Origin of the sequence: Archangium gephyra, from assembly GCF_049060025.1 — a bacterium.
Taxonomy (GTDB): Bacteria; Myxococcota; Myxococcia; order Myxococcales; family Myxococcaceae; genus Archangium; species Archangium gephyra_A.
This window is the reverse complement of record NZ_JBMEQQ010000002.1, coordinates 10,629,430-10,655,469: the sequence shown is the minus strand read 5'-3', so window position 1 is coordinate 10,655,469 and position 26,040 is coordinate 10,629,430. Positions and strand designations below refer to the sequence as shown.

General features: G+C 68.5%; 22 protein-coding genes. 9 read left to right on the top strand and 13 right to left on the bottom strand.

Annotated elements, in window-relative coordinates:
* The first annotated feature begins 291 nt into the window (after positions 1-291).
* A complete protein-coding gene (gene cglD / locus ACN28I_RS46585) occupies positions 292-3,054 on the top strand; it encodes an adventurous gliding motility lipoprotein CglD (RefSeq protein WP_420948300.1) in 2,763 nt (920 codons plus the stop codon).
* A gap of 850 nt (positions 3,055-3,904) precedes the next feature.
* On the opposite strand, the gene ACN28I_RS46580 is transcribed toward cglD, so the two are convergent.
* The 4 genes from ACN28I_RS46580 to ptsP form a co-directional block, all read right to left on the bottom strand.
* A complete protein-coding gene (locus ACN28I_RS46580) occupies positions 3,905-5,086 on the bottom strand; it encodes an epoxide hydrolase family protein (protein ID WP_420948299.1) in 1,182 nt (393 codons plus the stop codon).
* Between the two features lie 99 nt (positions 5,087-5,185).
* On the bottom strand, positions 5,186-7,009 hold the full coding sequence (locus ACN28I_RS46575) for a PTS fructose-like transporter subunit IIB (protein WP_420948298.1): 1,824 nt from the start codon (positions 7,007-7,009) through the stop codon (positions 5,186-5,188).
* Complete coding sequence (gene pfkB, locus ACN28I_RS46570) at positions 7,006-7,971, bottom strand: 1-phosphofructokinase (protein WP_420948297.1); 966 nt, start codon at positions 7,969-7,971, stop codon at positions 7,006-7,008. The genes ACN28I_RS46575 and pfkB overlap by 4 nt, the downstream gene beginning before the upstream one ends.
* Positions 7,971-10,844: a phosphoenolpyruvate--protein phosphotransferase gene (gene ptsP, locus ACN28I_RS46565; RefSeq protein WP_420948296.1), complete on the bottom strand. Its 2,874-nt coding sequence runs from the start codon at positions 10,842-10,844 to the stop codon at positions 7,971-7,973. The genes pfkB and ptsP overlap by 1 nt, the downstream gene beginning before the upstream one ends.
* 55 nt (positions 10,845-10,899) lie before the next feature.
* On the opposite strand from ptsP, the gene ACN28I_RS46560 reads away from it, so the two are divergent.
* The 3 genes from ACN28I_RS46560 to thiE all read left to right on the top strand — a co-directional run bounded on the left by ACN28I_RS46560 (position 10,900) and on the right by thiE (position 12,599).
* Positions 10,900-10,992 carry a LacI family DNA-binding transcriptional regulator gene (locus ACN28I_RS46560; RefSeq protein ID WP_420948295.1) on the top strand — a complete coding sequence of 31 codons (93 nt, stop codon included), beginning with the start codon at positions 10,900-10,902 and terminating at the stop codon, positions 10,990-10,992.
* A gap of 127 nt (positions 10,993-11,119) precedes the next feature.
* Positions 11,120-11,920, top strand: a complete 801-nt coding sequence (gene thiM, locus ACN28I_RS46555) for a hydroxyethylthiazole kinase (RefSeq protein WP_420948294.1) — start codon at positions 11,120-11,122, stop codon at positions 11,918-11,920.
* 13 nt (positions 11,921-11,933) lie between these two features.
* Positions 11,934-12,599, top strand: a complete 666-nt coding sequence (thiE, locus tag ACN28I_RS46550) for a thiamine phosphate synthase (RefSeq protein WP_420948293.1) — start codon at positions 11,934-11,936, stop codon at positions 12,597-12,599.
* A gap of 18 nt (positions 12,600-12,617) precedes the next feature.
* Here the strand turns inward: thiE and ACN28I_RS46545 are convergent, their stop codons facing one another.
* From ACN28I_RS46545 to ACN28I_RS46520, 6 genes are all read right to left on the bottom strand, one after another.
* Positions 12,618-13,205, bottom strand: coding sequence for a TIGR02265 family protein (locus ACN28I_RS46545; protein WP_420948292.1), 588 nt, complete (start codon positions 13,203-13,205; stop codon positions 12,618-12,620).
* A 151-nt stretch (positions 13,206-13,356) separates the two neighbouring features.
* The gene (locus ACN28I_RS46540) at positions 13,357-14,250 is read right to left on the bottom strand and encodes an ABC transporter substrate-binding protein (protein ID WP_420948855.1); all 894 of its coding nucleotides are present in this window, start codon (positions 14,248-14,250) and stop codon (positions 13,357-13,359) included.
* 3 nt (positions 14,251-14,253) lie between these two features.
* On the bottom strand, positions 14,254-14,415 hold the full coding sequence (locus ACN28I_RS46535; protein ID WP_420948291.1) for a hypothetical protein: 162 nt from the start codon (positions 14,413-14,415) through the stop codon (positions 14,254-14,256).
* Between the two features lie 23 nt (positions 14,416-14,438).
* On the bottom strand, positions 14,439-15,212 hold the full coding sequence (locus ACN28I_RS46530; protein WP_420948290.1) for an ABC transporter permease: 774 nt from the start codon (positions 15,210-15,212) through the stop codon (positions 14,439-14,441).
* 4 nt (positions 15,213-15,216) lie between these two features.
* Positions 15,217-16,020, bottom strand: a complete 804-nt coding sequence (locus ACN28I_RS46525; RefSeq protein WP_420948289.1) for an ABC transporter ATP-binding protein — start codon at positions 16,018-16,020, stop codon at positions 15,217-15,219.
* A gap of 1 nt (position 16,021) precedes the next feature.
* Positions 16,022-16,837, bottom strand: a complete 816-nt coding sequence (locus ACN28I_RS46520; protein WP_420948288.1) for an ABC transporter permease — start codon at positions 16,835-16,837, stop codon at positions 16,022-16,024.
* Between the two features lie 191 nt (positions 16,838-17,028).
* On the opposite strand from ACN28I_RS46520, the gene ACN28I_RS46515 reads away from it, so the two are divergent.
* Together ACN28I_RS46515 and ACN28I_RS46510 are read left to right on the top strand one after the other, a co-directional pair.
* A complete protein-coding gene (locus ACN28I_RS46515; RefSeq protein ID WP_420948287.1) occupies positions 17,029-17,541 on the top strand; it encodes a MarR family winged helix-turn-helix transcriptional regulator in 513 nt (170 codons plus the stop codon).
* A 151-nt stretch (positions 17,542-17,692) separates the two neighbouring features.
* Positions 17,693-19,291: a tryptophan halogenase family protein gene (locus ACN28I_RS46510; protein WP_420948286.1), complete on the top strand. Its 1,599-nt coding sequence runs from the start codon at positions 17,693-17,695 to the stop codon at positions 19,289-19,291.
* Between the two features lie 83 nt (positions 19,292-19,374).
* Here the strand turns inward: ACN28I_RS46510 and ACN28I_RS46505 are convergent, their stop codons facing one another.
* A complete protein-coding gene (locus ACN28I_RS46505; protein WP_420948285.1) occupies positions 19,375-20,046 on the bottom strand; it encodes a hypothetical protein in 672 nt (223 codons plus the stop codon).
* Positions 20,047-20,060: 14 nt separating this feature from the next.
* Positions 20,061-20,810 (bottom strand): hypothetical protein, encoded by a 750-nt coding sequence (locus ACN28I_RS46500; RefSeq protein ID WP_420948284.1) that lies wholly within the window; start codon positions 20,808-20,810, stop codon positions 20,061-20,063.
* Between the two features lie 502 nt (positions 20,811-21,312).
* On the opposite strand from ACN28I_RS46500, the gene ACN28I_RS46495 reads away from it, so the two are divergent.
* Both ACN28I_RS46495 and ACN28I_RS46490 read left to right on the top strand, forming a co-directional pair.
* Positions 21,313-22,629, top strand: a complete 1,317-nt coding sequence (locus ACN28I_RS46495) for a hypothetical protein (protein WP_420948283.1) — start codon at positions 21,313-21,315, stop codon at positions 22,627-22,629.
* Positions 22,623-23,102 carry a DUF2019 domain-containing protein gene (locus tag ACN28I_RS46490; RefSeq protein ID WP_420948282.1) on the top strand — a complete coding sequence of 160 codons (480 nt, stop codon included), beginning with the start codon at positions 22,623-22,625 and terminating at the stop codon, positions 23,100-23,102. The genes ACN28I_RS46495 and ACN28I_RS46490 overlap by 7 nt, the downstream gene beginning before the upstream one ends.
* Before the next feature lie 188 nt (positions 23,103-23,290).
* On the opposite strand, the gene ACN28I_RS46485 is transcribed toward ACN28I_RS46490, so the two are convergent.
* Complete coding sequence (locus ACN28I_RS46485) at positions 23,291-25,018, bottom strand: TldD/PmbA family protein (RefSeq protein ID WP_420948281.1); 1,728 nt, start codon at positions 25,016-25,018, stop codon at positions 23,291-23,293.
* Positions 25,019-25,162: 144 nt separating this feature from the next.
* Between ACN28I_RS46485 and ACN28I_RS46480 the strand changes: the two genes are divergently transcribed.
* Positions 25,163-25,942, top strand: coding sequence for an SDR family oxidoreductase (locus tag ACN28I_RS46480; protein ID WP_420948280.1), 780 nt, complete (start codon positions 25,163-25,165; stop codon positions 25,940-25,942).
* Positions 25,943-26,040 lie beyond the last annotated feature (98 nt).

The following is a 26,040-nucleotide window of genomic DNA, read 5'->3' as shown; positions in this document are numbered from 1 at the left end:
GGGCCCTCATTACCTTCCAAGAAAACGAGATTTTCTAGATATGCCCGCTTTGAAGGAATCCAGTTGACATGTGTGCTTGAACCCTCCTGGGGCGGGCCCCCGGCCCCTCGCCCGTGGAGCAGAGGCTCATCACAAATGGAATCCCCCAGCGGCAACGGAATCCGATGGATGCCGTAAAATCCCAGTCCCAGCGAAACACGATGGACCGTGTCCGCCAGCGTATATGATTCGAAAATGCCGTACGGGGGGGCGGTATCCCAGACAGCACAGTACCCCTGTGAGGAAGGCTCCATGAATCCGCGACAACTGATCAGCGCCACGCTGCTCGCCATCAGCCTGATGGCGGCACCCGCGTGCGACCTGGGCCCCAACCCCGGCCCTGGCCCTGGCCCGGACCAACCCACCGACACCGGCCCCTCGCCGCTGCCCACCGATCCCAACGATCCCAACAACGCCGCCAAGGACACCGACTGCGATGGCCTGAGCGACAAGATCGAGTTCGAGGCCGTCTACGACGGGATGAAGACGAACCCCGGCATCGCCGACACCGACCAGGACGGGCTCCCGGACGGGCTCGAGGTCGGCGTCGGCCGGCCGGTGACCGGGACCTCCTGTACCGTTCCCGCGGACGCGGACCCCTCGATGCAGACGAGCCCCGTGAAGGCGGACTCGGATGGTGACGGGCTGCTGGACGGCGTGGAGGACCGCAACCACAACGGCAAGGTGGACGACGACGAGACCCACCCGCTCCTCCTCGACACGGACTGCGATGGTCTGCGCGACGGACCGACCAGCGGCAGCGTGAAGGGCGAGGACCAGGACGCCAGCGGAACCCGCGAGCCCTCCGAGACCGACCCCCGCCGCTTCGACACCGATGGCGATGGCATCTCCGACGGCGTGGAGACGGGCGTCACCACCAACCTGGACGAGGCCAACTGCAAGGACATCTTCCGCGCGGACGCCAACCCCGGCACGACCACCGACGCGACCAACCCGGACTCCGACGGCGACGGCGTGAGCGATGGCGCCGAGGACACCAACCAGAACGGCAGCGTGGATCTGGGCGAGTTGGATCCCCTGAACAGCGACGCCTCGGGTCCCGCCGGCCAGGTGTGCACCGCCAACAACCTGCGTCCCGTGATCTTCCAGTCCGAGGAGGGGCCGGACATCAAGCTGGCGCTGCCGCCCACCTTCACGGAAGTCACGCAGATCAAGTCCGGCACCGAGGTGAAGGGACTGGTCGGCTACGACAGCACCACGAAGATCGCCTTCCTGGCCTTCCGCACCACGCCGCCCACGGGCGCCACGGATCCCCTCGGTGACGAGGAGGAGCTGCAGCCCGCCATCGCCTCCACGGGCGCGCTGAGCAACCGCACCGCCCAGGTGTTCAAGACGTGGGAGGGCTTCGAGGCCGTGCAGGCCTTCTATGACCAGGCGGGCACGACCACGGACCTCAAGCGCCGCACGGACCAGCTCGTGGACGCGCTGGTGCCGGGCAGCACGGGCCGCCTCAGCAGCGGCGCGGCGGGCGTGACGGGCAACTTCCGCCTCCAGTCGCTCTTCGTGCACCGCTCCAACCAGAGCCTCGTGGTGCTCATCGCCATCGCGCCCCTGGCCAACGTGACGGGCAGCAACCGCAGCACCCCCGCGGCCTTCTCCGCGCAGGATCTGTCGGATGGTTCCGCGCTCGCCCAGTTCGGCGAGCCCACGGCGGTGCAGTGCGAGCGCTTCCAGCTCCCGCAGGCCAAGGTGGACTTCCTCTTCGTCGTGGATGACAGCGGCTCGATGAAGACGTCGCAGCTCTCGCTGGCGGCCACCGCCCAGTCCGCGGCCAACGCGCTCAACGCCTCGTCGCTGGACTGGCGCATGGCGATGGTGACCTCGGCCTACCACGTGGGCACCTCGAGCACGGGCAACAACGTGGCCAAGCTGCGGCGCTTCACCCGCAACGCGAGCAAGGTGAAGTCCTGGCTCACCGAGGGCAGCACCTGCTCGAGCACCTCGGGCGGAACGTGCAGCCTGCCCGCGGCGCCCGAGTCCGCGCCCTGCCCCGGCGGCTCCACCGAGGGCGTCAACGGCGGCTGCTGGGTGGGCCTGGGTGGCAGCGGCAACGAGGGTGTGCTCGGCGCGGCCCGCAAGGCCATCGACGACATGACGCCCGGCACCGAGCCGACGGCCTCCGAGTCCCCTACCCTCGCGCGCAAGGACGCCACCCTCGTGGTCGTGCTGCTCGGTGACGCGGACGATCAGACCACCGGCTACACCACGACCGCCGCCAACTGCGGTACCGGGGGAAGCCTGGACAAGGCCGGCAGCCAGTGCGAGAGCACGCTCGGGTTCGTGGAGTTCTTCGGCGGCCGCTCGGAAGTGCTGGTGCCCAAGAACAAGACGGGCAAGCAGATCGCCGTGCACGGCATCGTGTGCCCGGCCGGCAGGGCCTGTGGCTGCAGCGAGGGCGTGACCTGCACCCTGAGCACATCCAGCCGCGAGTTCAACCCGCAGCCCGCCAATGGCCCGCAGCGCCATGCGTCAGTGGTCAACGCCACGGGCGGCGTGCTTGGCTCCATCCTGGATACCGCCTCCATCGGCGCCTCGATGGACGCCATCATCGCGGACGCCATCGGCAACGCGGGTTACAAGACCCTCAAGCCGCCGATCGGCGCGTCCATCAAGGTGGCCATGGAGAACGTGCGCGACCCGGCGGTCTGCACGGCCAGCGGCAACATCCCGCGCAGCACCGTCAACGGCTTCGACTTCGACGGCAGCGCGCGCACCCTGTCCTTCTTCGGCGCCTGCCGCCCGGCGAGCGATGCGACCCAGGTGGCCGTCTCGTACCAGTACTGGGTGGACACGGTGAAGGATCCCAACGGCGGCATCGCGTGCGAGGACGACCCGAACTACACCCCGAGCGAGCCGGACCACTGCACCGGCCCGCTGCTCGGCTGCAACGAGGCGGGAGACCAGTGCGTCTGCAAGCCCAACTGCGGTGACTCCTGCGGCACGAGCGCGCGGTGCAACATGACCCGCTGCGCCTGCGAGCCGATCCTCAACTAGCACCCGGTGCGCTCCGGACCCGGAAGCCGGCGGGTCCGGAGCCGTCCCGGCCAGCGGGAGGGCAGGCCCCTTTCCGGCTACCGGGCGGCGGCCAGCGCGAACAGCAGCAGGGCCGCCTGCTCCGAGGGACCCCGCTCGAGGAAGCTCGGGCGGCACGAAGAAGCGCACCGGAGGCAGCAGCTTGCTGTCACAACTGCGCGGCCCTTCGTACCAGCCGCCAGCATCGGTGGGCTTCAGCTCGTAGCGGCACTGGTTGATGTAGACGTGGAGGTTTCTCGGGCTGAAGCGCAGCGTCACCGGCCCGTTGATGAAGCCGCCCTCGGCGAACAGGGTGTCTCCCTGCTTGCGGACCTTCAGGTTCACGGGCGAGCCACTGATGGAGCCCGAGGCGCCGTCCGGCTTCAACGTGAGCTGCGCCATCCCGCCGAGCACCCTCCCCCGGATCTCCGTGTCGGAGCGGTGGAGCTGGATGTCGCGCGACACGACGTCATTTCCACGAAGCTGCAGGTTGTAATTGTCATACGGCAGATCCACGGAGATGACCGGCGTGGATTCACCCAGGGCCACTCCTCCCACGAGGAGACCGAGACCCAGAACACTTGACCAGGAGCGAAGACGGAGCATGCAGTCAGTGTAGACACCCGCTCGCCTCCTCGCACCAGCCGCACGCACCCACCCCGCCTCCCCGGGGCTCGCGGGTGTGGACTCTTCATCACCCGGCGCTCGGCTGCCTGGCCACTGAGTCACGCCACCATCCACCAGCCGCCGAGCATCACCGGGCCGAACGAGGCCACCGCCGGCACGTGGCGCAGGAGCGCCTCGGGCCGGGGCATGGCGTTCGATCAGCGGCTCAGACCTTCTGGCCCCGCAGGGGCCGGAAGAAGTCCCGGATGTCCTGGACCAGGCGCTCCGGCTGCTCCGTGTGCGCGAAGTGGCCGCCAGCGGGGAAGACGTTCCAACTGCGCAGGTCGTAGTAGCTCTCGGCCCAGCTGCGCGGCATCTGGACGACGTCCCTGGGCATGATGGCCACGCCCGTGGGCACATCGACCACGCGAGGACCCGGGTGCGAGGGCGTCCAGGGGTGGTGGGCGGTCTCGTAATAGAAGCGCGTGGCGCTGTTGAAGCTCTCGGTGACCCAGTAGAGGGTCATCGCGGTGAGCAGCTCGTCCTTGGAGAAGACCTTCTCCACATCCCCATCGCAGTCACTCCAGGCCCTGCGCTTCTCGAGGAACCAGGCGCACATGCCCGCGGGCGAGTCGTGCATGGCATACGCGAGCGTCTGCGGGCGGGTGCTCTGGAGGCCCACGTAGCCGGTGCCCTCCATCAAGAAACGCAGGGTGCGGGCGAGGGCTTCCTGCTCGCCGGGAGCGTAGGCGTCGGGAGGGGGGATGGCCCTGGGATTGGTGTTGGCATCGAGGGGCATCGGGAAGGTGAGGTGGAGGCCGAGCACCCGCTCCGGGTACTTGTGACCGAGCTGGGAGGAGACGAACGCGCCCGCGTCACTCCCCTGCGCGCCGAAGCGCGAGTAGCCCAGCCCCTCCATGAGGCGCACCCAGAGGTCCGCCGTCCTGATGAAGCCGACTCCCGTCTGCTTCAGGGGCGTGGAGAAGCCGAAACCGGGCAGCGAGGGCACCACCACGTCGAAGGCATCTTTCGGATCTCCCCCGAACTCGGCCGGGTGCGTCAGGGGGCGGATGACCTTGTGCATGTCCCAGAACGTCCAGGGCCAGCCATGGGTCAGGACGAGCGGCATGGGGCTCGGCCCCTGCCCCTTCTCGTGGATGAAGTGAAGGGGGACGCCCTCGATAGCGACGCGGTAGTGGGAGAAGGCGTTGATGGCCCGCTCCTGGGCCCGCCAGTCGAAATCGTCCGCCCAGTAGCGCACGAGCGCGGAGAGGTACCCCTGCTCGGTGCCGTAGGCCCAGCCCTCATTGCCGTAGTCCCCCGCCCACCGCGTCCGTGTCAGGCGCTGGCGGAGATCCGCCAGGATGTGTTCGGGGATGGAGACCGTGAAGCGCTCTGCCGCAATCATGCTCTGACTCCTCTTCTGGCGATGAAGCCCGGCCAGGGAGGAGGACTAGAGCATTGCACTCACCTGCAAGTGAACCCACCCGCGGGAAATCCGCCCGGCTCAGGCCGCCGCGCGGTCGTTCCCAGCGCCCACGCCCCACTGCTTGTCCCTCGGGGAGGCCGCCGCGCCCGGCAGCTCGGCCCTGCCGGTCTTGATCACCGCGTATCCAACGCCCACGGCCAGCGAGCCGATGGCGATCGACAGCAGATACAGCAGCACGTGATTGACGGCGTTGGGGATCAGCAGCACGAACAGTCCCCCGTGCGGGGCCATCAATTGCACGCCGAAGTACATCGACATCGCGCCCGTCAGTGCGCCCCCCACCATGCTGACCGGAATCACGCGCAGGGGATCCTTGGCCATGAAGGGAATCGCGCCCTCGGAGATGAAGCACAGGCCCAGCACCAGCGACGCCTTGCCCGCTTCACGCTCCGGCTTCGAGAACTTGTTCCGGGCGAGGAGGCTCGCCAGGCCCATGCCGATGGGCGGCACCATGCCGGCCGCCATGATGGCGGCCATGGGCCCGTACGAGCCAGCACCCGCCGACAGCAGCCCCACTCCGAAGGTATACGCCCCCTTGTTGATGGGGCCGCCGAGATCGAAGCACATCATCGCGCCGAGCAGCACGCCGAGCAGGATGGCGTTGCCGGAGTTCATGTTCGTCAGGAAGCCCGTCACCCCCGACATGATCGCGGCCATGGGGGCGCCGATGACGTAGATCATCACGAGCCCGGTGATCAGGCTGGCCACGAGCGGGATGATCAGGATGGGCTTGAGCGATTCCACGCTGGCCGGGAGCTTGACGTAGCGGCTCAGGCCCCGCGCCGCGTAGCCGGCGACGAAGCCCGCGGCGATGCCCCCGAGGAAGCCGGCTCCGAGCTCGCTGGCCAGATAGCCACCAATCATCCCGGGGGCGATTCCGGGCCGGTCGGCGATGGAGTACGCGATGTAACCGGCGAGCAGCGGCACCATCAGCTTGAAGGCCGCACCGCCGCCGATCTGCATCAGCGCCGCCGCCAGCGAGCCCTCTTGCTTGTAGGCATCGATGCCGAACACGAAGGACAGGGCGATCAGCAGGCCGCCCGCGACGACCATCGGCAGCATGAACGACACGCCGGTCAGCAGGTGCTGGTAGGGACCGCCACGGCCACCCGCCTTGCCTCCCCCGCCTCCCGCGGCCTCCGCACGGCCCGGCTCGCCGCCCATGACCGGCGCCTTCTCCAGGGCATCGCGAATCGTCTGCTCGGACTTCTTCAGCGCGGTGCCCGTCGAGGTCCGCCACACCCGCTTGCCCGCGAACCGCGAGGAGTCGACCTCGATGTCGCAGGCCAGGATGACCACCTCGGCATCACGAATCTCCTCCGCGCTCAGCGGGTCCTGGGCGCCCACGGAACCGCGCGTCTCGACGCGAATGGGATGACCGAGCCCCTGCCCGGCCCGGGTCAGCGCCTCGGCGGCCATGAACGTATGGGCAACGCCCGTCGGGCAGGCGGTGACGGCCACGATCTTCGACCCACCCGAGGCGGACCCGGCCGCGGGCACCGCCGGTGCCACTTCGGGCTCGCTGGCCGTGGTCAGCGGACTGGCGCCGAGCTCGGCCTGCTTCAAGAACGCGTCCGGGTCGGGCAGTGCGTCCGAGATCGGCGCCCGGTAGACGCGCTTGCCCACGAACCGGGAGAGGTCGACCGGCGCGCTCACCGCGGCGATGACCAGGTCGGCGGCCTCGATCGTCGCGCGCCCGAGCGGGACGACCGGCTCCAGCTTGCTGTGCATCTCCACGGTCACGGTCCAACCGCGCCGCTTCGCGGCACGCTCGAGGCCCCGGGAGGCCAGGAAGGCCGTGGCCACGCCGCTCGGGCAGGCCGTGATGACGATCACGTTCATCGATGCGTCTCCCCGGTAGGCCGTTGCACGAGCAGGCTCCGGACGAGGGTCTGCTGCTGGAGCACGTCGAAGTCCCCGGCATTCGGATCGCCGACGCCGATATGGCGCACGGACTCGGCGGCGAGCGCCGTCGCGAAACGCAGGCTGCGCTCACGCGGCCACCCGGACATGACGCCGTGCAGCGTGCCGGCCAGCAGCGTATCGCCCGCGCCGACGGTGCTGACCACCGTCACCCGCGGAGACTCGGCCATCAGGGCCTCGCCGCCGTGGGCCCAGATCACGCCCTCGGCACCGGCGGAGACCAGCACGTTCTCGACACCCTCGGCATTGAGCCGCAGCGCCGCCTGGAGCCGTGCCTCGGACGTGTCCAGCGGGTGGCCCGCCCAGTCGGCCAGCTCGGTCTCGTTGGGTTTGACACCGGTGGGGCGCGCGGCCAGACCGGACACCAGGGCCGGACCACTCGTGTCGAGCCACACCGGGAGCGGGCGTTCGCGGATCCGGGTGATGAGGCCGGCGAACTGCGCGGGAGTCATGTTGGGCGGCAGGCTGCCGGAGATCACGACCGCCTCGATTCCAGGCAGCAGCGGCCCCAGGCGCACGGACAGCATGTCCAGTGCATGCGACGGAATGAGCGGACCCGGCCCGTTCAGGTCGGTGACGCGCCCGTCCGGCTCGGAAAGCTTCGCGTTGATGCGCGACTCCCCCGGTATCCGGACGAACGCATCGTGCAAGCCGTACCGGGCGAAGGCCCGCACGAAGGCCGTCTCGTTGTCGGCCCCCAGCAGGCCCGACACGGTGACGTCATGGCCCAGGTCCCTGAGGACACGCGCCACGTTGATGCCCTTGCCAGCGGCATCGAGCCGGGTGCTCTCGGTGCGGTTGACTTCACCGAGCCGGATGGGGCCGAGACGGATCGCGAGATCCAATGCGGGGTTCAGCGTCAGCGTCAGGATCCTCGCCATCACACCACCTCCAGGGCTTCGCGCACCGCGGCGGCGGTCGGCTGCTTCAGTGCGATGGCGGCCAGTTCACGCGCCCGGGGCAGCGTCAGCTCGCGGATGGCGGCCTTCACCAGCGGCACGCGGCGGCTGCTGACGGACAGCTCGTCGACGCCCATGCCGACCAGCACCGGAATGGCCTGGGGATCGGAACCGAGCTCGCCGCAGACGCCGACCCAGCGGCCTTCCGCATGGGCAGCCTCGACCGTCAGGTGGATCAGCCGCAGCACGGCCGGGTGCAGCGCATCGGACTGCGCGGACAACTGTGGATGGCCGCGGTCGATCGCCAGCGTGTACTGGGTGAGGTCGTTGGTGCCGATCGAGAAGAAGTCGGCTTCCTTCGCGAGCGAGGGGGCGAGCAGCGCGCAGGACGGCACTTCAATCATCACCCCGAGCTGGACATCGGCCGCCTTCACCTCGGCCTGCACGCGGTCGAAGATCGCCTTGCCCGCGCGGAACTCCTCGATGTCCTTGACCATCGGGAACATGATCCGCACCGGACGGCTCCCCGCGGCGGTCAGCAGGGCGCGGATCTGCGTCTCGAGCACCTCCGGCCGCATCAACGTGAGCCGGATGCCGCGCACGCCCAGGAACGGGTTGTCCTCCTGGGGCATCGGCCAGTACGACAGCGGCTTGTCGCCACCGACATCAAGGGTGCGCGCGACCAGCGGACGGCCCGCCAGCGCATCGAACGCCTCACCGTACTCGGCGATCTGCGTCGCCAGATCCGGCGCCTCCGCATGCGCCATGAACACGAACTCGGTGCGCAGGAGGCCAATGCCCTCGGCCCCCCGGTCGACGGCATCCGCGGCATGCGCGGTGTTGCCGAGGTTCGCGGCGACCTCGACACGGTGGCCGTCGCGCGTGCGCGCCTCCTCGTGCCGCCGGGCATGCGCCGCCCGCCGCAACGCCTCCTGCTCCTCGATGCGCTTCTCGGTGCGCTGGCGGCGCGCCGGGCTCGGAGCGGAGACGACGCGTCCGCTCTCACCATCGACGATCAGCTCGACCCCCGAGGTCAACGCCAGCACGCGCTCGCCAGCTCCGACGACGGCGGCGATGCCCAGCGCCCGTGCGAGAATCGCGCTGTGCGAGGTGGCGCCTCCCCGCGCGGTGACGAGCCCGCGCACCTTCGCCGTATCCAGCCGCGCGACGTCGGACGGCCCCACGTCGTCGGCCACCAGGATGTAGGGCTGCTCCGGCGGCATCGGCATCTCGACGCCACACAGCAGACCGAGCACGCGGCGGCCCACGTCGCGCAGGTCCGCGGCACGCTCGGCCAACAACCGGTCGGCGAGCGCCTCCTGCGTGCGCGCCGCGGTGTCGATCGCTCGCCACCAGCCCGCCTCGGCCGAGGCTCCTTCGCCAATGGCCTCGAAGGCCGCATCCCGCAGATCCGGGTCTCCGAGCATCTCCGCGTGGATGGAGAGGATCTGCGCGACCTCTCCACCGACCGTCCGCTGCACCAGCGTTTCGAGCTGCTGGCGGGCGCCGTTGAGCGCGCTCTCGAGCCGTCCGCGTTCCCGCGCGGCGTCCTCTGCCCGCTCGGCATAATGGAAGTCCGGCAGGCGCAGCACGTAGGCGGGTGCGATGGCGAGGCCCGGCGAGGCCGGCACGGCCGTCAGCGGCTCGTCGGCCACCGGAGCGGCGGCGGGCTCCACCGGGGCGGCACGAGCCGAATGGGCGACCCGGGCGGCGCTCTCCTCGCGCGTCTCCTGCAGCGGCGTCACCGGCTCACCGAGTCCACCCCGCACCGCCTCGGCCAACGCCGAGACGGCCTGCGCGGCCCCCTCCCCTTCCGCGGAGAACACCAGCGTCTGGCCACGCCGTGCGCCAAGTCCGAGGACCTTGGTCAGACTGGCGGCGGAAACCGCTTCACCGTTGCCTTCGAGCAGACGGACGCGGACCTGCGCCGTCTGCGCCCGTGCCGCCTGCACCAGCTCCCGGGCCGGCCGGGCATGAAGACCGTGGGCGTTGAGCAGGCGGACGCGGGCGGTCTCGGCTTGCGCGGACTCTCCCGCCAGCCGCGCCAGCACCTGCTCGGCCGGCAGACCGGCGAGCTGCTCTCCCCCTCCCCGCGCCAACAACTCGTCGAGACGCACGAGCAGCCAGCGATGGGCGTCCCCCTGGGCGGCCAGACAGAAGACGCCGGAGACCGCTCCCGCGTCGTCACGGAAGCGCTGCTCCGGGGTCGCCAGCGCCAGGGCCGGTGCCTTGACGCCGGAGGTGCCGAACACGAGCCAGAGCCCCTGGCCGAGGGGCAGCGGCGGCTGTCCGGCGACAGCGGCGACGAAGCCCGCGTCCACGCACCCGGCATGGCGCAGCCGTGCCGCCGCGGCCAGGGCCAGCTCCAGACGGTCGCGGGCCGGTACGCCCAGGCAGAGCGTTCCGGCATCGAATCTCGCGGACACCGGCGTGCGGGACAGCGTCGCGATCACCTCGTCGGCATTCGTCGCGCCGGCCAGCGTCTCGGCCACGCCGTCGCGCTCCAGCACGTGCGTGAGTTGACGCAGGATGTCGAGATGCTCGTCGGACTGCGCGGCGATCGTCACCAGCAGGTTCACGCGGGTGCCGTCGTGCCACCGGACGCCCTCCGGGAACTGCAGCACACGCACGCCCGTGGAGCGGACGTAGCGCCGGCTCTCGGGCGTGCCGTGAGGAATCGCGATGCCGTGGCCCAGATAGGTGGAGGACTGCGCCTCGCGGGCGAGCAACCCCTCGCGGTATTCGGCCGACACCCGGCCCGCTTCGACCAGCGCATCGGCGGCCTGATCCAGTGCCGCACGCCAATCGGCCGCGCGGCAACCCAGCCGGACATCGTCCCGAGTCAGCGTCAGCATCCGTTGCGTCCTCCCCGTCCCCCTGCTCGAAATTCCAGGGCTTCAGGAGGTCGCCATGACACTAGCGGACATCGCCCGGCTGGCGGGTGTCTCACGGACCACGGCCAGTTCTGTGCTGAACGGCGGCGCGAGGGCTACCAGGTGCTGATCACCGGCTCCGGCGATGATCCCCAGACCGAGCGGGAGCTCGCGTTGACGCGGGCGCTCCCCAAGCGGGCTGCTCATCCCCCAACAGTCATGGGATTCCGGCAGGCGGTTGGGTTATCACCCCAGTCATGCCGAAGCCGTTGATCGATGGGGTGTGGGAATCGCTGAAGGCAGTGCGGGAGCGCTCGCCGCTCGTGCACAACATCACCAACTACGTCGTGATGAACAACACGGCCAACGCCCTGCTGGCCGTGGGGGCCTCGCCCGCCATGGTGCATGCGCGGGAGGAGGTGGCCGACTTCGCCGCCATTTCGCAGGCGCTGGTGGTGAACATCGGTACCCTCTCGCCGGACTGGGTGGAGGGCATGCGGCTGGCCATCCACTCCGCGCGCCAGTCACGGGTGCCCTGGGTGTTGGATCCGGTGGGCGCCGGGGCCACGCGCTACCGCACCACCACCGCCGCCGAGCTGGCGCGGCAGGCTCCGGCCGTCATCCGCGGCAACGCCTCGGAGGTGCTCGCGGTGGCGGGCGAGGCGGGTGCCACGCGCGGGGTGGACAGCACCCAATCCTCCGAGGCTTCGCTCGAGGCGGCACGGCGGCTGGCCTCCAACCTGGGCACCGTGGTGGCCGTCACGGGCAAGACGGACTACGTCACGGACGGCTCCCGCGTGCTGGCGGTGGACAACGGCCACCCGCTCATGTCCCGGGTGACGGGCATGGGGTGCACGGCGTCCGCGCTCGTGGGCGCCTTCCTGGCGGTGGAGCCCGATGCGGTGCTGGCCGCCGCGCGCGCCCTCGCCGTGCTGGGTCTGGCCGGGGAGCTCGCCGCCGAGCAGTCCAAGGGACCGGGCTCGTTGCAGCTCCACCTGCTGGACGCGCTCTACACCCTGGACGAAGCCACCGTGCGAGCCCGCTCCCGCGTGCGCTGAGGAGACTCCCGCCATGTCCCGCCCCGTGCCCGACCTGTCCGTCTACCTCGTCACCGACCGCCTGCTGGCGCGTGGGCGCGAGCTGGTGGAGGTGGTACTCGCCGCGGTGCGCGGCGGGGCCACCGTGGTGCAGTTGCGCGAGAAGGAGTCCTCGGCGCGCGAGACGCTGGAGCTGGGCCGGGCCCTGCTCGAACGGCTGCGACCGCTCGGGGTGCCGCTCATCGTCAATGACCGGGTGGACCTGGCACTGGCGCTGGGGGCGGACGGAGTCCACGTGGGCCAGGGAGACCTGCCGCCCGAAGTGGCCAGACGGCTGTTGGGCCCCAAGGCGCTGGTGGGCCTGTCCATCACCGGGCCCGCGGACCTGCCCACGCTGGACCCGGCGGTGGTGGACTACGCGGGTGTGGGTCCCATCTTCCCCACGGGCTCCAAGGCGGATGCCACCCCGGCGCTCGGGCTGGAGGAGCTCGCCCGGCTGCGGCGCCTGTTGCCCGTCCCCATCGTGGCCATCGGTGGCATCACCGCCGCCAACGCCGCGGCCGTCATCGCCGCGGGGGCGGATGGCGTCTCCGTGGTCTCCGCCATCTGCTCCGCGGATGACTGCGAGGTGGCCGCGAGCACCCTCGTCAGGGCCGTCCGGGAGGGGCGCGCGAGCAGGGCCTCTCCGCGTCCGGGGTGACCCTCACGGCGAGGGCACTCACTCCCAGGAGACCGTCAGCACGTTCTCCCGGGGCGCCACGCGCCGCACCTGAACGGTGACCCCCGAGGGGTGGACGGCCTGGCACACATGCAACACCGCGCCCTCCATGAAGGGAGGCGGAAGCAGGTTGCCCTGGAGGTGGAGCCGGCCGCTCCGCTCTCCCGTCCAGCTCAGCGTGCAGGTGCCGTGGTCATAGATGACCGGGTAGGCCACCGGGATGCCCTCGACGAGCCGCTTCACGTCCATGCCCGACATGGCCAGCAGCATCCGCCCCACGGTGGAGCGCAAGAAACCCGGCGCCGAGCTGGCGCCCAGGTGCCACATCGCCTTTTCGAAGCCGCCGTACTTTCCGCTCAGCTCCCAGGCCCCGGTGTAGAGCAGCCGCAGCAGGGCGCTCATGGGGTAGTTGAAGAAGGGAAGAAAAGCGTCCTGCCCGGCGGCCTCGACGCAGCGCTTCAGCACCGCCTCGTCCGCTTCGCTCCGCACCGCCTCCAGCGTGGTGGTGAAGACGAAGCCTCGCGCCATATCACCCGAGGGGATCAGGCTCAGGCGCTGTTCCAGCTCCTCTGGCGAGCCGAACGTCAAGACGACCTCCTGCGGGGTGCCGCGAACGTGCCTGCATACTCCTTGTGACGGGGATGTCCCTCTCCCTGACTCGGGACGAGGTGATGCGCGTCGCCTGGGCGACGAACCGGCCTGCCCGGGGTTGAGACGGACCGGGGCCCGGCGGCTCCGGTCAGTCGTCCAGCAGCCACGGCGCGTACTTCCACGCCGTCTGGTGCTGCGCCTTCTCCGCGAAACGGATGTCCACGTACTCCTCGAAGGGCATGCGCCGCTCGAGCAGGCCGTGCTCCATCATCAAGTCCTGCACCAGCTCGAAGTCCTCCTGGCGCGGAGACAGGGGCGTGTACATCACGCGGTCCATGGGCTCGAGCAGCGCATGGCGCAGCAGCGCGGGCGGCTGGCTGTAGTAGTAGCGCCCCACGAACTCGGCCGCGTACTCGCGCTCCTCGCGGCCCTGGTCCAGCCACATGCCCGAGCGCGCGATGCCGTCCACCAGCACCTGCACCGCCTGCGGCCGCTTCTCGATGACGTCATCCCGCACCACCAGCACGCAGGACATGTAGTCCGGCCAATACTCCCGCGCGGGGAAGAGCACGCGTCCGAAGCCGCCGAGCTCCGCCTGCGAGGGGTACGGCTCTCCCATGGAGAAGCCATCGATGGCTCCCGCCGCCAGCGCCCCCGCCACATCCGGTGGGGACATCTCCACCATCTTCACCGCCGAGGGCTTCAGGCCGTGCTGTTTGAGCGCCTTGAGCACGATGAGCCGCTCGTCCGAGAACCGGCTGGGGATGGCGATGGTACGGCCCGCCAGCCCCATCACGGACGTGATGGGCCCATCCTTGCGCACCACCACGGCGCTCCCGTAGCGATGCCCCAGGTACACAATCTTGATCGGTACGCCCTGCGACCGCAGGGCCAAGGCCATGGGGGCCACCAGGAACCCCGCCTGCATCCTGTTGGAGATCAGTGCCTCTTTGATCTCCGGGAACCCCTGGAACATCTTCGGAATGAAGAGGGTGTCATCCAGGGTGTTGCGGGCGATGTAATCGGTGACCGGGCAGGCCAGGTGTCAGGTGACTGGGATGTAGGCGACGTTGAGCTTGCGCTCCTCCTCCGTGCGCCACTCGTTGCGCAGGGACGACCAGTCCATGTTGAGCCACATGTGCAGGCCGGAGAGCACCACCAGCCACGCCGCCACGGCCAGGACCACGCGCTTCGTCTGCTTCGTCATCTTCATCCCTCCACCTGGACTGCTCACTCTTCGCGGAAGCCCCAGCGCACCTGGCGCAGCGACTCCATCCTGCGAATCCCCATGTCCAACAGCAGGCCGATGCTCCCGATGAGGATCATCCCCGCCACCACCAGGTCGTAGCGCTTTCCCGCGTTGCGGGCATCCACGATCATGTACCCGAGCCCCGAATCCACGGCGATCATCTCCGCGGCCACCACCACCTGCCACGCCGCCCACAGCGAGACGCGCAGCCCCACCAGGAGCTGCGGCAGGGCGGCCGGCAGCAGCACGCGGAAGAAGAGCTGCGGCGGGGAGAGCCCGAAGTTGCGGCCCGCATTGAGGTAGATGGCGGGCACCACGGCCACCGCGCCCGTGGTGTGCAGGGCCAGCGGCAGGCACGCGGCCAGGAAGATGAGCGAGACGGCCGCTCCATCCCCCACCCCGAAGAACAGGATGGCGATGGGCACCCAGGCCAGCGGGCTGATGGGCCGCAGGAACTGCACCACCGGACCGAGCCCCGTGGCCACCGCCGGGTACAGGCCCATCACCATCCCCAGGCCCAGACCCACCAGCACGGCCAGGCCGAAGCCCATGCCCACGCGCAGGAGCGAGTCCACCGCGTACCGCAGCAGTTGCCCGCTGCGCACCATCCCCACCGCGCCCTCGAGCACCTCCTGCGGCGTGGGAAAGATGCGCGTGCCCGTCCAGCGCACCGCCCCTATCCAGAACACCAGCAGCAGCACCAGCGTGCCCAGCGGCAGGAGGAACGTTTCGAGCTGACGTCTCGTGAGTGCCATGGGGTCAGATCCGGTGCGCCAGGCCAATTTCCTCGAGCAGGCTGTCACGCAGCTCCAGGTAGCGCGGCGAGCTGATGTCCCGGGGACGGGGAACATCCACCTCCACGATGCGCCGCACCCGGCCCGGCTTGGCGGACATCACCACCACCCGGTCCGCGAGCTGGAGCGCCTCCTCGATGTCGTGCGTGACGAAGACGACCGTCTTGCGTTCCGACTCCCACAGGCGCAACAGCTCCGAGCGCATGGAGTGGCGCGTGATGGAGTCGAGCGCGCCGAAGGGCTCGTCCAGGTACATCACCTCGGGGTTGGCCGCGAGCGCCCGGGCCACCTCCACGCGCTGCTTCATGCCGCCGGACAGCTCGTGCGGCCAGGCCTGCTCGAAGCCGCTCAGCCCCACCATCTTCACGTAGTGCGCCACGCGCTCGCGCCGCCCGGCCTCGGGCATCCGGTGCAACCCGAAGCCGATGTTGCCCTCCACCGTCAGCCAGGGGAACACGCCGCGCTCCTGGAAGACGAAGATGCGGCGAGGGTCCGGGCCGCGCACCAGCTCGCCCTGGATGCGCACCTCTCCGGCGGAGGGCTGGAGGAAGCCTCCAATGACGTTGAGGAGCGTGGACTTGCCACAGCCGGAGGGGCCGAGCAGACAGACGAACTCGCCCTCGTAGACATCCAGGTCCACGCCCTCCAGCACCGTCAGCTCCCGGGTGGGCGTGCTGAAGCGCACCTGGAGGCCGCGGACCGTCAGGGCCATGGGGCGCGGAGCGGAGGCCTCCGCGGGGAGCTTCTTGAAGGCTTCGGCGGTCTTCATCTCAGGGATTCCTCAAAAGGCGAAGGCGTGCCACCGCGGGAGCGGCGGAGGGGCGCGCGGTGGGGAAGCCCCAACTCAGTCCGGGCAGCCGCTCCACCCGCCGCAACAACCCATCCAGCCCGAGCCCCACCAGGCCGATGAGCACCATCCCCGCCACGACCAGGTCGTACCGGTTGCCCGCGTTCCTCGCATCGAGGATGAGGAAACCCAGGCCCGAGTTGACGGCCATCATCTCCGCCATCACCACCACCATCCACGCCACCCCCAACGTCTGCCGCAGGCCGGTGAGCAACTGAGGCACCACGGAGGGGACGACGACACGGCGTAGCAGCTGCGCGGTGCTCAAACCGAAATTGCGGCCCGCCTGGAGGTGGACCGAGGGCACCTTGCGCACCCCATTGAGTGCCGTGACCACCAGGGGCCCGAAACACGCCATGAAGATGATGAAGACCGCGGACAGGTCCCCCACGCCGAACCAGAGGATGGCCAACGGCGTCCACGCCAACGAGCTGATGGGGCGCAGGAGCTGAAGCGCCGGTCCCAGGGCCCGTTCGGCGCGGTGGGACCAGCCCAGCCACAGCCCGAAGGGGATGGCGATCACCACCGCCATCAACAGCCCCCAGCTCACACGGAAGAGCGAGGCCACCGTGAAGCGCACCAACCGGCCATCCGCCGCGAGTTGCCCCAACGCCACGACGACCTGCCACGGCGAGGGCATCAGCGGCGCGTGCCCGAAGTGCACGGCGAGGCTCCATGACAACAACAGAACGGTGATGACCGCTCCGGGCAAGACCCAGCGGGGCAGGTGCTGACTCACGTTTGATCTCTCGGGCGTCCGGCGCGCGTTCAACGGCGCGATGCTGGCCGTGGGAACCCACGCAGCGGAAGGTGAAGATAATCGTTCGTGAGCGCTGGGTCCATCCGCATACCGGTCAAGGGAGCATGCGCAGTGGTGGGCCACCTCGGGGTCTTCCCGGTTGCATCAGCGGTCTCCTAGGATGGAGCGCCATGGCGCATCCCCCCGCTGACGCCTCCTCTCCCCTCTTCAGTGCCATTGCCGCGCTCCAGGGCGAGCGCCCCGGAGAGGTGCTGGATCTGCTGCGCTTGATGTGGACCATCGAGCACGATCTCAACAAGCTGTCGCAGCGGATGCAGGAGAACCTGGGCATCGTCGGTTCGCACCGTGCCGTGCTGCGTTATGTGTCGCTGTTCCCCGGCATCTCGGCCAGCAAGCTCGCGGAGATGTTGCAGCTCCACCCCAGCACCCTCAGCGGGGTCTTCAAGCAGCTCGTCTCCAAGAACCTGCTGGAGCGGCGCGAGGATCCGGACGACGCACGGCGCGCCCGCTTCCACCCCACTCCCGCGGGGATGGCGTTGCTCAGCGAGTCCATGGGCACGGTGGACGCGGTGATCGAGCGTGTGGTCGCCGGCAGCACGCCCGCCGAGCTCCAGGCGACGCGCGCGGTCCTCCAGCGCCTCGCCACCGAGCTCCAGGCGGAGCAGGGCGAACGCGGCAAGTAGCACCCGGCCCCGCGGATACTTTGGCGAGACAAAGCATTGTGGTGGGTGTGGATGCTTTGGAGGGGCAAAGCATTTAACCCAGGTCTCGCACATTGCAGTAACACGCGAAAATCGCTCATAAGTCCATAAAGCGAACTTACAGGGGACAGCCATGGACAACGCCATTCGAGACGTCGTGATTCTGGGAGGGGGCACCGCGGGGTGGATGACGGCGTCCTATCTGCAAAAGACCTTCGAAGGGACGGTCCGCATCACGTTGATGGAGGCGGACTCCATTCCGAAGATTGGCGTGGGCGAGGCGACGATCCCCAACCTGCAGCGCGTCTTCTTCGATCATCTCGGCATCCCCGAGGACGAGTGGATGCGCGAGTGCAACGCCGCCTTCAAGCTGGCGGTGAAGTTCATCAACTGGCGCAAGAAGGAGCCGGGAGCGCCGGACAACCACTTCTACCACTCGTTCGGCCTCATCCCGAACGTGGACAACATCCCCCTGTCCCACTACTGGGTGCTGCGCAACGAGGGGCGGCAGGTGCCCGACGAGGCCGTGGATTACGCGTGCTACCGCGAGCCCTCCGTGATGGACGCCAACCTCGCCCCGCGTTTCCGGGACGGGAGCCGCGCCGTCAACTACGCGTGGCACTTCGACGCGAACCTGGTGGCGGACTACCTGCGGCGCATCGCCATCAAATGGGGCGTGCAGCACGTGGTGGACGAGCTGGAGAGCGTCGAGAAGCACCCGGATGGCAGCATCCGCGCGCTGCGCACCCGCAAGGGCCGGGTCCTGGAGGCGGACCTCTTCGTCGACTGCAGCGGCTTCCGGAGCCTGCTCATGAACCAGGCCATGGGCGAGCCGTTCATCGACATGAGCGACCACCTGCTGTGCGACAGCGCGGTGGCCACGCCCATCCAGCATGACGACGCGCGCTTCGGCATCGAGCCCTACACGTCCGCCATCGCCAAGCGGCACGGGTGGATCTGGAAGACGCCCATGCTGGGACGCTTCGGGACGGGCTACGTGTACTCGAGCCGCTTCTGCTCCCAGGACGAGGCCATCCGCGAGTTCACCGCGCACTGGGGCATCGATCCGGACAAGACGCCGTTCAACCGCATCCGCTTCCGGGTGGGCCGCAACCGCCGCTCCTGGGTGAAGAACTGCGTCAGCATCGGGCTGTCGTCCTGCTTCCTCGAGCCGCTGGAGTCCTCGGGCATCTATTTCATCTCCGCGGCCATCTACCAGCTCGCCAAGCACTTCCCGGACAAGAACTTCAACCCGGTGCTCATCGATCGCTTCAACCGGGAAATCGAGTACATGTTCGATGACTCGCGCGACTTCCTCCAGGCGCACTTCCTCACGTCGTCACGGGATGACTCGCCCTTCTGGCTGGCCAACAAGCATGACCTGAAGCTGTCCGACAACCTCCAGGACAAGCTGCAGACGTGGAAGGCGGGCCTGACGGTCAACATGCCCGTGGCGGGTGAAGAGGCGTACTACGGGAACTTCGAGACCGAGTTCCGCAACTTCTGGACGAACAGCAGCTACTACTGCGTCCTCGCCGGCATGGGCTGGATGCCGGAGCAGCCGCTGGCCACGCTGCGCTACCGGCCCTCGGCCATGGCCCGCGCGGAAGAGGCCTTCCAGAACATCAAGCTCAAGCAGCAGGATCTCCTCGCGCGCCTGCCGAGCCACTACGAGTACCTCCAGCGCCTGCACGGCAAGAACGGAATGGACCTGGCGCGCACCGGCACCTGATGGACGGGCTGGAGCATGCCGACCCCGGGAGCAGACGCTGAGCGGTCCGCTCCCGGGCTGTTCACGTCCGATGCTCGCCGGGCCTACTGGCTCACGCCGGAGCCACCGGAGAACTTCGGCACGAAGTCCGCGGGGGGAACGGCGGCGGGCTCGCGCAGGGGCGGCAGCCCCACGCCCGTGGGCAGCCACGTCTCCTGGAAGGAGGGCGTCCCGAGGTCCGAGGCGCGAATGACGAGCGCGGTGGAGACCTCCGCGAGGACGTGGTCCTCCACCTTCATCAGCTCGGCCCGGGCGCGCAGCGGCTGCTCCTTGCCGAGCACCTCCTGGGCCCGCGCGTCATCCAGCACGTAGAGGAAGGTGCGGAAGGGGCTGGGGCGCTCGCTCAACCCGGGGCCCACCAGCGCGCCCTTGCTCTCCAGCCGCGCCGAGGGCATCGCCGCGCCCGGGCACCCGAGCTGCACGCGCACCGGCGCCTGGCCGAAGCCCGACTTCTCCCACAGCGGGTGGCGCTCCCTGAGCAGCGCCAGGTCCGACTTCAGGGCGCCCAGCAACTCCCCGCTCCGCTCCCTCAGGGCCGGCGCCAGCTCCACGCACACCTGCAGGCCGGTGCGCTCGCCCACCAGCAACGCGTTGTCGAGCATCAGGTGGGGATGTTCTGACTCCACCTCCTCCATTCCCGCGCATCGGACTCCGATGAACAGCATGCCCACCATCGCCACCACGTGGGCCACTTCCCGCCGTGCGAACTTGCTCATGGCTTTCATCCCTCTCACCACGTGTTGGCGCGGTCCGCGATCCGCGTGACCGAGTTCTTGTCATTGGCCGTCGGGTACCAGACCGGGTCGGTGCAACCCATGCTCGAGTACAGGTCGTTGTGCATGACGCTGTTCATGCAGTGCCCGTAGTAGTTCGGGTCCCTGAGGCCCAGGATGTGGCCGGTCTCGTGGTTGATGAACTTGCGCGCGCGGATGTCGTAGCCGTTGACGTGCTCCGTCTGGAGATACGAATACCCCCACTTGTAGTGGGTGTGATACCCGTCGTAGACGGCGTTATCGAACACCACGCAGCTATAATAGCTGCCGCAGAGCGAGACCTCGTTCCAGTCGTCCTTGATGTGGTACTCGTACTCGATGGTGGCGCGCGTGGCCGAGTCGTAGTCGAAGCAGAACTTCGAGGCGCGCCACAGATCGACGCGCCAGTTGGCGGTGCCGTCCCAGATGGTGCTCAGCTTGGCGAGCGTCTCCTCGATGAAGTTGGCCATCCGCGTGCCGTCGATGCTCGCGGTCCGCGACTGGACGCAGTACTGCTCGTCCTGGTCTCCCGGGCTGGTGCTCGTCCCGTTGTTGCCGTGAATCGTGGCGATGTGAAGCTGGGTCCCGCCCGTGTGCGTGTGATTGGCGTGGGCCCTGGGGATGTGGTGCCACGCCACCACCGACAGCACGGCCACCCAGGCCAGGCCTATCCAGCCGGGGGTACCGCGGGGACGCGTGGGTACTTCCGCTTGCTCAGGGAGAGACATGATGCGGCTCCTGTGACCTCAAGGCAGACCGCATCTTCTCATAAATTCATAAATCAAGAATTGCTGGGTAGCATGGGATTAACGGGTTGTGTCGAAAAGAGATCATTCCGATACCCTGCCCACTCCAGGAACCCACCTTCTCTCCCCCACCGGGCGGCGGCTTCGATTCCCGCCGCTTCCACGAGTCCTGCTTTTTGGGAAGCGCAGGGGCCCCACACCGTCCCCCTCGGGAACGTCACGTTCCCGCCTGGGAAGCAAGCCCCGGCGCGCGAGTACAGCACCTCACAGACCCTACGGCTTGACCCGGCTGTCAGCCGCTCTCTGTGATCAACGGATTTGGCTCCAGCTCGGGCGGCTCGCCCGGAGAGGTGCGGCAATGTCTAGGCATTCTGTCGATACTCGCCCCGTGGACACACGGCGGCCCCTGCGCGCGGGTGCGCTTGCCCTGGCGGCGCTGATGCTGGTGACAGCGTGCGCCACGGAGGCCCCCATGAGGAGAGGCTTGACGGCTTCCCGTTACCATCCGCCGGTGCCGCATGATTCGCCCGAGCCGTGGGCGCTGGAACCGGAAGCCGAGGGAGGGGGCCAGCAGGGAGAGGCTTTCTTTGCCAAGCTGCCCACGGACTTCGCGCCTGTGCAGGTGAGTGACGCCGAGTTTTCGGCAGCCATGACAACGATTTGGCTCAACATACCGCTTCGGGTGGCCGCGTCCCGACCCCCGTTGTATGTCGGCCGTAGGCTGGCGTTGGCTTCCGCGCCCTTGAGTGGCGAAGAGTGGCAATCAGACCTGGCCCGGTCCTATGGGCATTTTTGTGAGCGGTGCGGCACTCCAGGCGATTGCCTGACGCTGTTTGAAGACGGGCCCCGCATTCAGGATGACGACAAGCGAAGTCTTGCGCTCATCCTGGCGGTTGGGCCAGCCCTGGAAGGCGTAAACGCGGAAGTGCGGGCCATGCTCGACCCTACGCGAATGCTCGCAATGCTGAGCATTAGTATCACGGCTTATATGGCGCTGCTGCTGGCGCCAGTGCCCGAGCCAATAACGAAGGGCGCGGCCCTGGTGTTTAGCGCCGCCCTGTGGGGCTATCTTGGTTACGAATTCTTCGACCTGCTGCGGGCCTATGCGCAGCTTTACGAGGATGCACCCCGGGCCTCTACTTTTGCGGAGCTGCGCGAGATTGGCAAGCGTTTCGGGCGTGTCATCGGCCCCAACAGTGTGCGGATTCTCGTCATCGTGGGGACGGCGGCCATTGGTGAAACGGTGGCCCTTGCTTCCAAGGCCCCAAAGCTCCCCGGATTTACGCAAGCGTCGGAGAGAGTCGCGACTCGTACCGGGTTGGGCCTGCTGGAGACTGCAACCGGAGCCGAGCGCCTTATTGTCTCTGTGCCAGAGGGGACGCTCCGCGTGGTGTTGGCGCCTCATGCCGTGGCCATGGCTGCCCGGGGCGTTGCCGCTGGGAGTCCTGCCCCGAGTCGGGGTAATCTCCTGCCGAACGGACACAGGGCGTGGGGGTCGTTTGGTGGCTTCAAGTCGGCTATGGGAAAGGCGGGCCCCGGAAAGGAATGGCATCACATCGTGGAGCAGACTAAAGGCAACGTGAAGCGGTTCGGGGGCAACGCCCTACAAAACACCGAGAACATCATTGCGCTAGACAAGACTCTTCACACCGATGTGAGCCGCCTCTACTCTTCGATTCGCTATGACATTACCGGCTCGTCCACGCTGACCGTTCGGAAGTGGCTAAGCAGTCAGTCTTACGAAGCGCAGCGGGCGTTTGGCTTGCTTGCAATCAAGAACGTGCAGAGTGGGATATGGTGAAGAGTCTCGAAAAGCTCGTTGAAGAATTTGCTTATCACGTACAGGCCCAGAATGAGGAGATTTTCAAGGGGGACGCGAGGACCGGAAACAAACATGCAAAAAAAGCTCTTGCCGCTTTCATGCAACTCCGCTCTCACGGAGATGTCGGGCGCGATGCGCTCACGGTGTTGTTCTCACATCCTCGCATGGACGTGCGGGTAATGGCTGCCGTGTTCCTGCTCCGCCACCGGACGGCTGAGGCTAAAGCAGTTTTGAAAGAGGCGGCAAAAGGGCAAGGGTTGGTTCCGTTCGGCGCTTCCGAAGCCTTGAAGCGGTGGGAAGAGGGCACTTGGGCCCTGGACCTTGCCGACGATGAGGCGGGGCAGTCAGGGAAACCCCGCCCGGCGCCGCCGACCAAGCGCAGCCGACCAAGCACGGAGCGTGCCGCTACTGATAGGCAGAGCGCAAGCAAGCGGGACAAACCCAGCAGTTGATCTTGAGTGGGGGTGCGCAAGGGCCCGGCAGGCGAAGCTCGGGCCGGCGGAGGCCCCAGGGCAGCACGGCAGCCACTCGATCACGTCCGCCAGACAGTGGGGGCGGCGTTGCGCCGTCCCCTGAGCAACCCTGGTGGCGGATACCCTCCGGTTCGGGAGACAGGCTTTGAACCTGTCTCCCCTTGGCCCTACTTCACGTCGCCGTTGGCGGTGGTGCCTTCCGTCGGGCTCAGCAGGATGGGGGGCCGGTCCTTGCCCTCCACCGTGCGCTGCAGCTCGATCTCCTGCAGCAGCACCGGCGGCGCCACCGTGGACACCGGCACGTTCCCGCTCTCCGCTCCGCAGTAGCCGTTGAAGATGCCCTGCTTGCGGCCCGTCGCCATGATCCGGTTCATCGACGACAGCGGCGTGCCCACGATCTCCACTCCGCGCACCAGCGACTCCTGCCCCGTCTTCACGTCCACCCGGTACACCATCCGCGGCACGCCCTTGAACGCCTGGTAGCCGTAGCTCGAGGTGTTCGTGTTGCCACCCGTGATGTCCCGGATGATCAGCCCGTACGGCTTGCCCTGCCGCTTCGCCTCGGCGATGAGCTGCTTCTTCAGCTCCGCGTCCTCCACCTGCTTCGTCGACTCGATGATCAGGTTGGCCATGCGCGCCACCGGCTTGCGCGTGCCCTGGCTGCGCCCGTGCCCGTTGGACTGCATGAAGCCCTCCACCGGCCGCCTCGACAGCAGGTAGCCCTTCAGCACGCCCTTCTCCACCAGCACCGTCCGCTGCCCCTTCACCCCCTCCTCGTCGTACTCGTAGTAGCCGTTGAGCGGCTCATCCCGCAGCCTGCGCACCGTCGGGTCATCCACGATGCTGATGAACGGCGGCAGCACCTGCTTGCCCACCTGGCCCCGGAACGTCTTCCCCTCCCCTTCCCCATCCTGCCGGTCTCCCTCCAGCCGGTGCCCCATCGTCTCGTGGAAGAGCACCCCCGAGGCCTCCGCCGCCAGGATCGCCGGCCCCGTGTACGGATCGATCGCCGGCGCCTTGCGCAGCGCCAGCAGCTCCTCGATGACCTTGGCGGTGGCCTCGGACAGCTTCTTGTCGTCCGGCAGCCCCGCCTCGGTGGGCGCGTAGTAGTTGCGCGAGTTGTCCAGCAACTGCCCGTCCTCCGCCCGCGTCACCGCCATCACGTGCAGCCCGTACATCGTCTCTTCCGTCACGATGCGGCTGCCCTCGCTCGACACGAACAGGCGCCTCTGCTTGTCCGCCGTCACCCGCACCTCCGAGTCGAAGATCTCGGGGTGTGCCTTGAAACGCGCCGACACCTCGCGCGCCACCCGGACCCAGCGGTCATGGTCGAACGGGAAGGCCACCGCCGGCTGCACGTACGTCGCCGCCTTCTCCTTGGAGAAGGACGCCGCCTGCTTCGGATCCTCCACCGCGTAGACGTTATCGGCCTTCTTCTTGAGGAACTGGGAAAGCGCCGCCTTGTACTTCTCGTCCGTCACCAGCCACAGCGAGGTGCGCAGCGCCAGGGGCGAGTCGTCGATGGGGGCGTCCTTGTGGGCGACGTAGCTGGAGCCCTTGCCGCCGCCGAAGAAGTCGTATTCCTCGGGGCCCGAGTTGTCGAAGTCGTACGAGCCCACCCGCACGTCCACGTACAGTTTGCGCTCGCGGAACGAGTCATCCAGGAAGATCGCCCCGTACCGGGCGACGATGCCGTGCTGCTCCCCCTCCTTGAGCTGGTAGCTCATGAAGTACGGAGGCTCGTGGTTCTGCAGCTTGAGCTGCTTCTGGTTGCGCTGAAGCTCCTCCGCCATGGCGTCCAGCAGCGTCACGCGCGCGTCCGGGGCGGGCGCGGCGGCGGTGAGCAGGACGGAGGCGGCGAGCAGGGGAAGGACTGGCCAGTTTCGGATTCGCACGCCCCGACTCTAACCGAGCCGGCTCCGGCAGGCATGTTCCTCCTACCCAGTACGGTGGGTGAAAGAGCCCGCCCCGAAGCGCTCGCCTGGACGGGGTGCGTCCGGTAGACAGCACCGCGAACCGGGAAACCTCAGGAGACGTTCATGGACGACAAAGTGGTGGTGATCACCGGGGCGAGCGCGGGCATCGGGGCCGCCCTGGCGGAGCTGGCGGGCAAGAAGGGCTGGAAGGTGGTGCTCGCCGCGCGGCGCGAGCCCGAGCTGCGTCAGGTGGCGGCTCGCGTGGGCGCCGAGGCCCTCCCGGTCGCCGCCGATGTCTCGCGGCGTGAGGACGTGCGGCGAATCATGGACGCGGCGCTCGCCCGCTTCGGCCAGGTGGATGTCTGGGTGAACAACGCGGGCCGCGGCATCAGCAAGCTCGTCTCCGAGCTCACCGACGAGGACTTCGACGAGATGATGCGCGTCAACGTCAAGTCCGCCCTCTACGGCATGCAGGCCGTGCTGCCGCATTTCCAGTCGCGCGGGCGCGGGCACATCATCAACGTCTCGTCCATGCTGGGGCGGGTGCCGTACGTCCCCGTACGCTCGGCCTACAACGCGGCCAAGCACGCGCTCAACGCGCTCACGGCCAACCTGCGCCAGGAGCTGCGCGAGCGCTACCCGGGCATCCACGTCACCGCGTTCCTGCCCGGCGTGGTGGCCACCGAATTCGGCGTGAATGCGCTCGGCGGCGGCATGGACTCGCGCAAGATTCCCGGCGCGCAGTCCGTCGAGGAGACCGCCGCGGTCCTCCTGGACACCATCGAGCGGCCCCGCCCGGACGTGTACTCGCGGCCCGAGTACCGGCAGCAGGTCATCGCGTACTACTCGTCCGAGGACCTGGCCATCCCCGAGCCCGGCGCGCCCGCGAACAAGCGCCCGTGAAGAAAAAGGAGGCCCTGCCCCGGCGCCCCCCCTCACGGCGCCGCGGCAGGGCCTCCGGCGTTCCGGTGGGACGGCAACCGGGCCGGCCCCCCTTCACG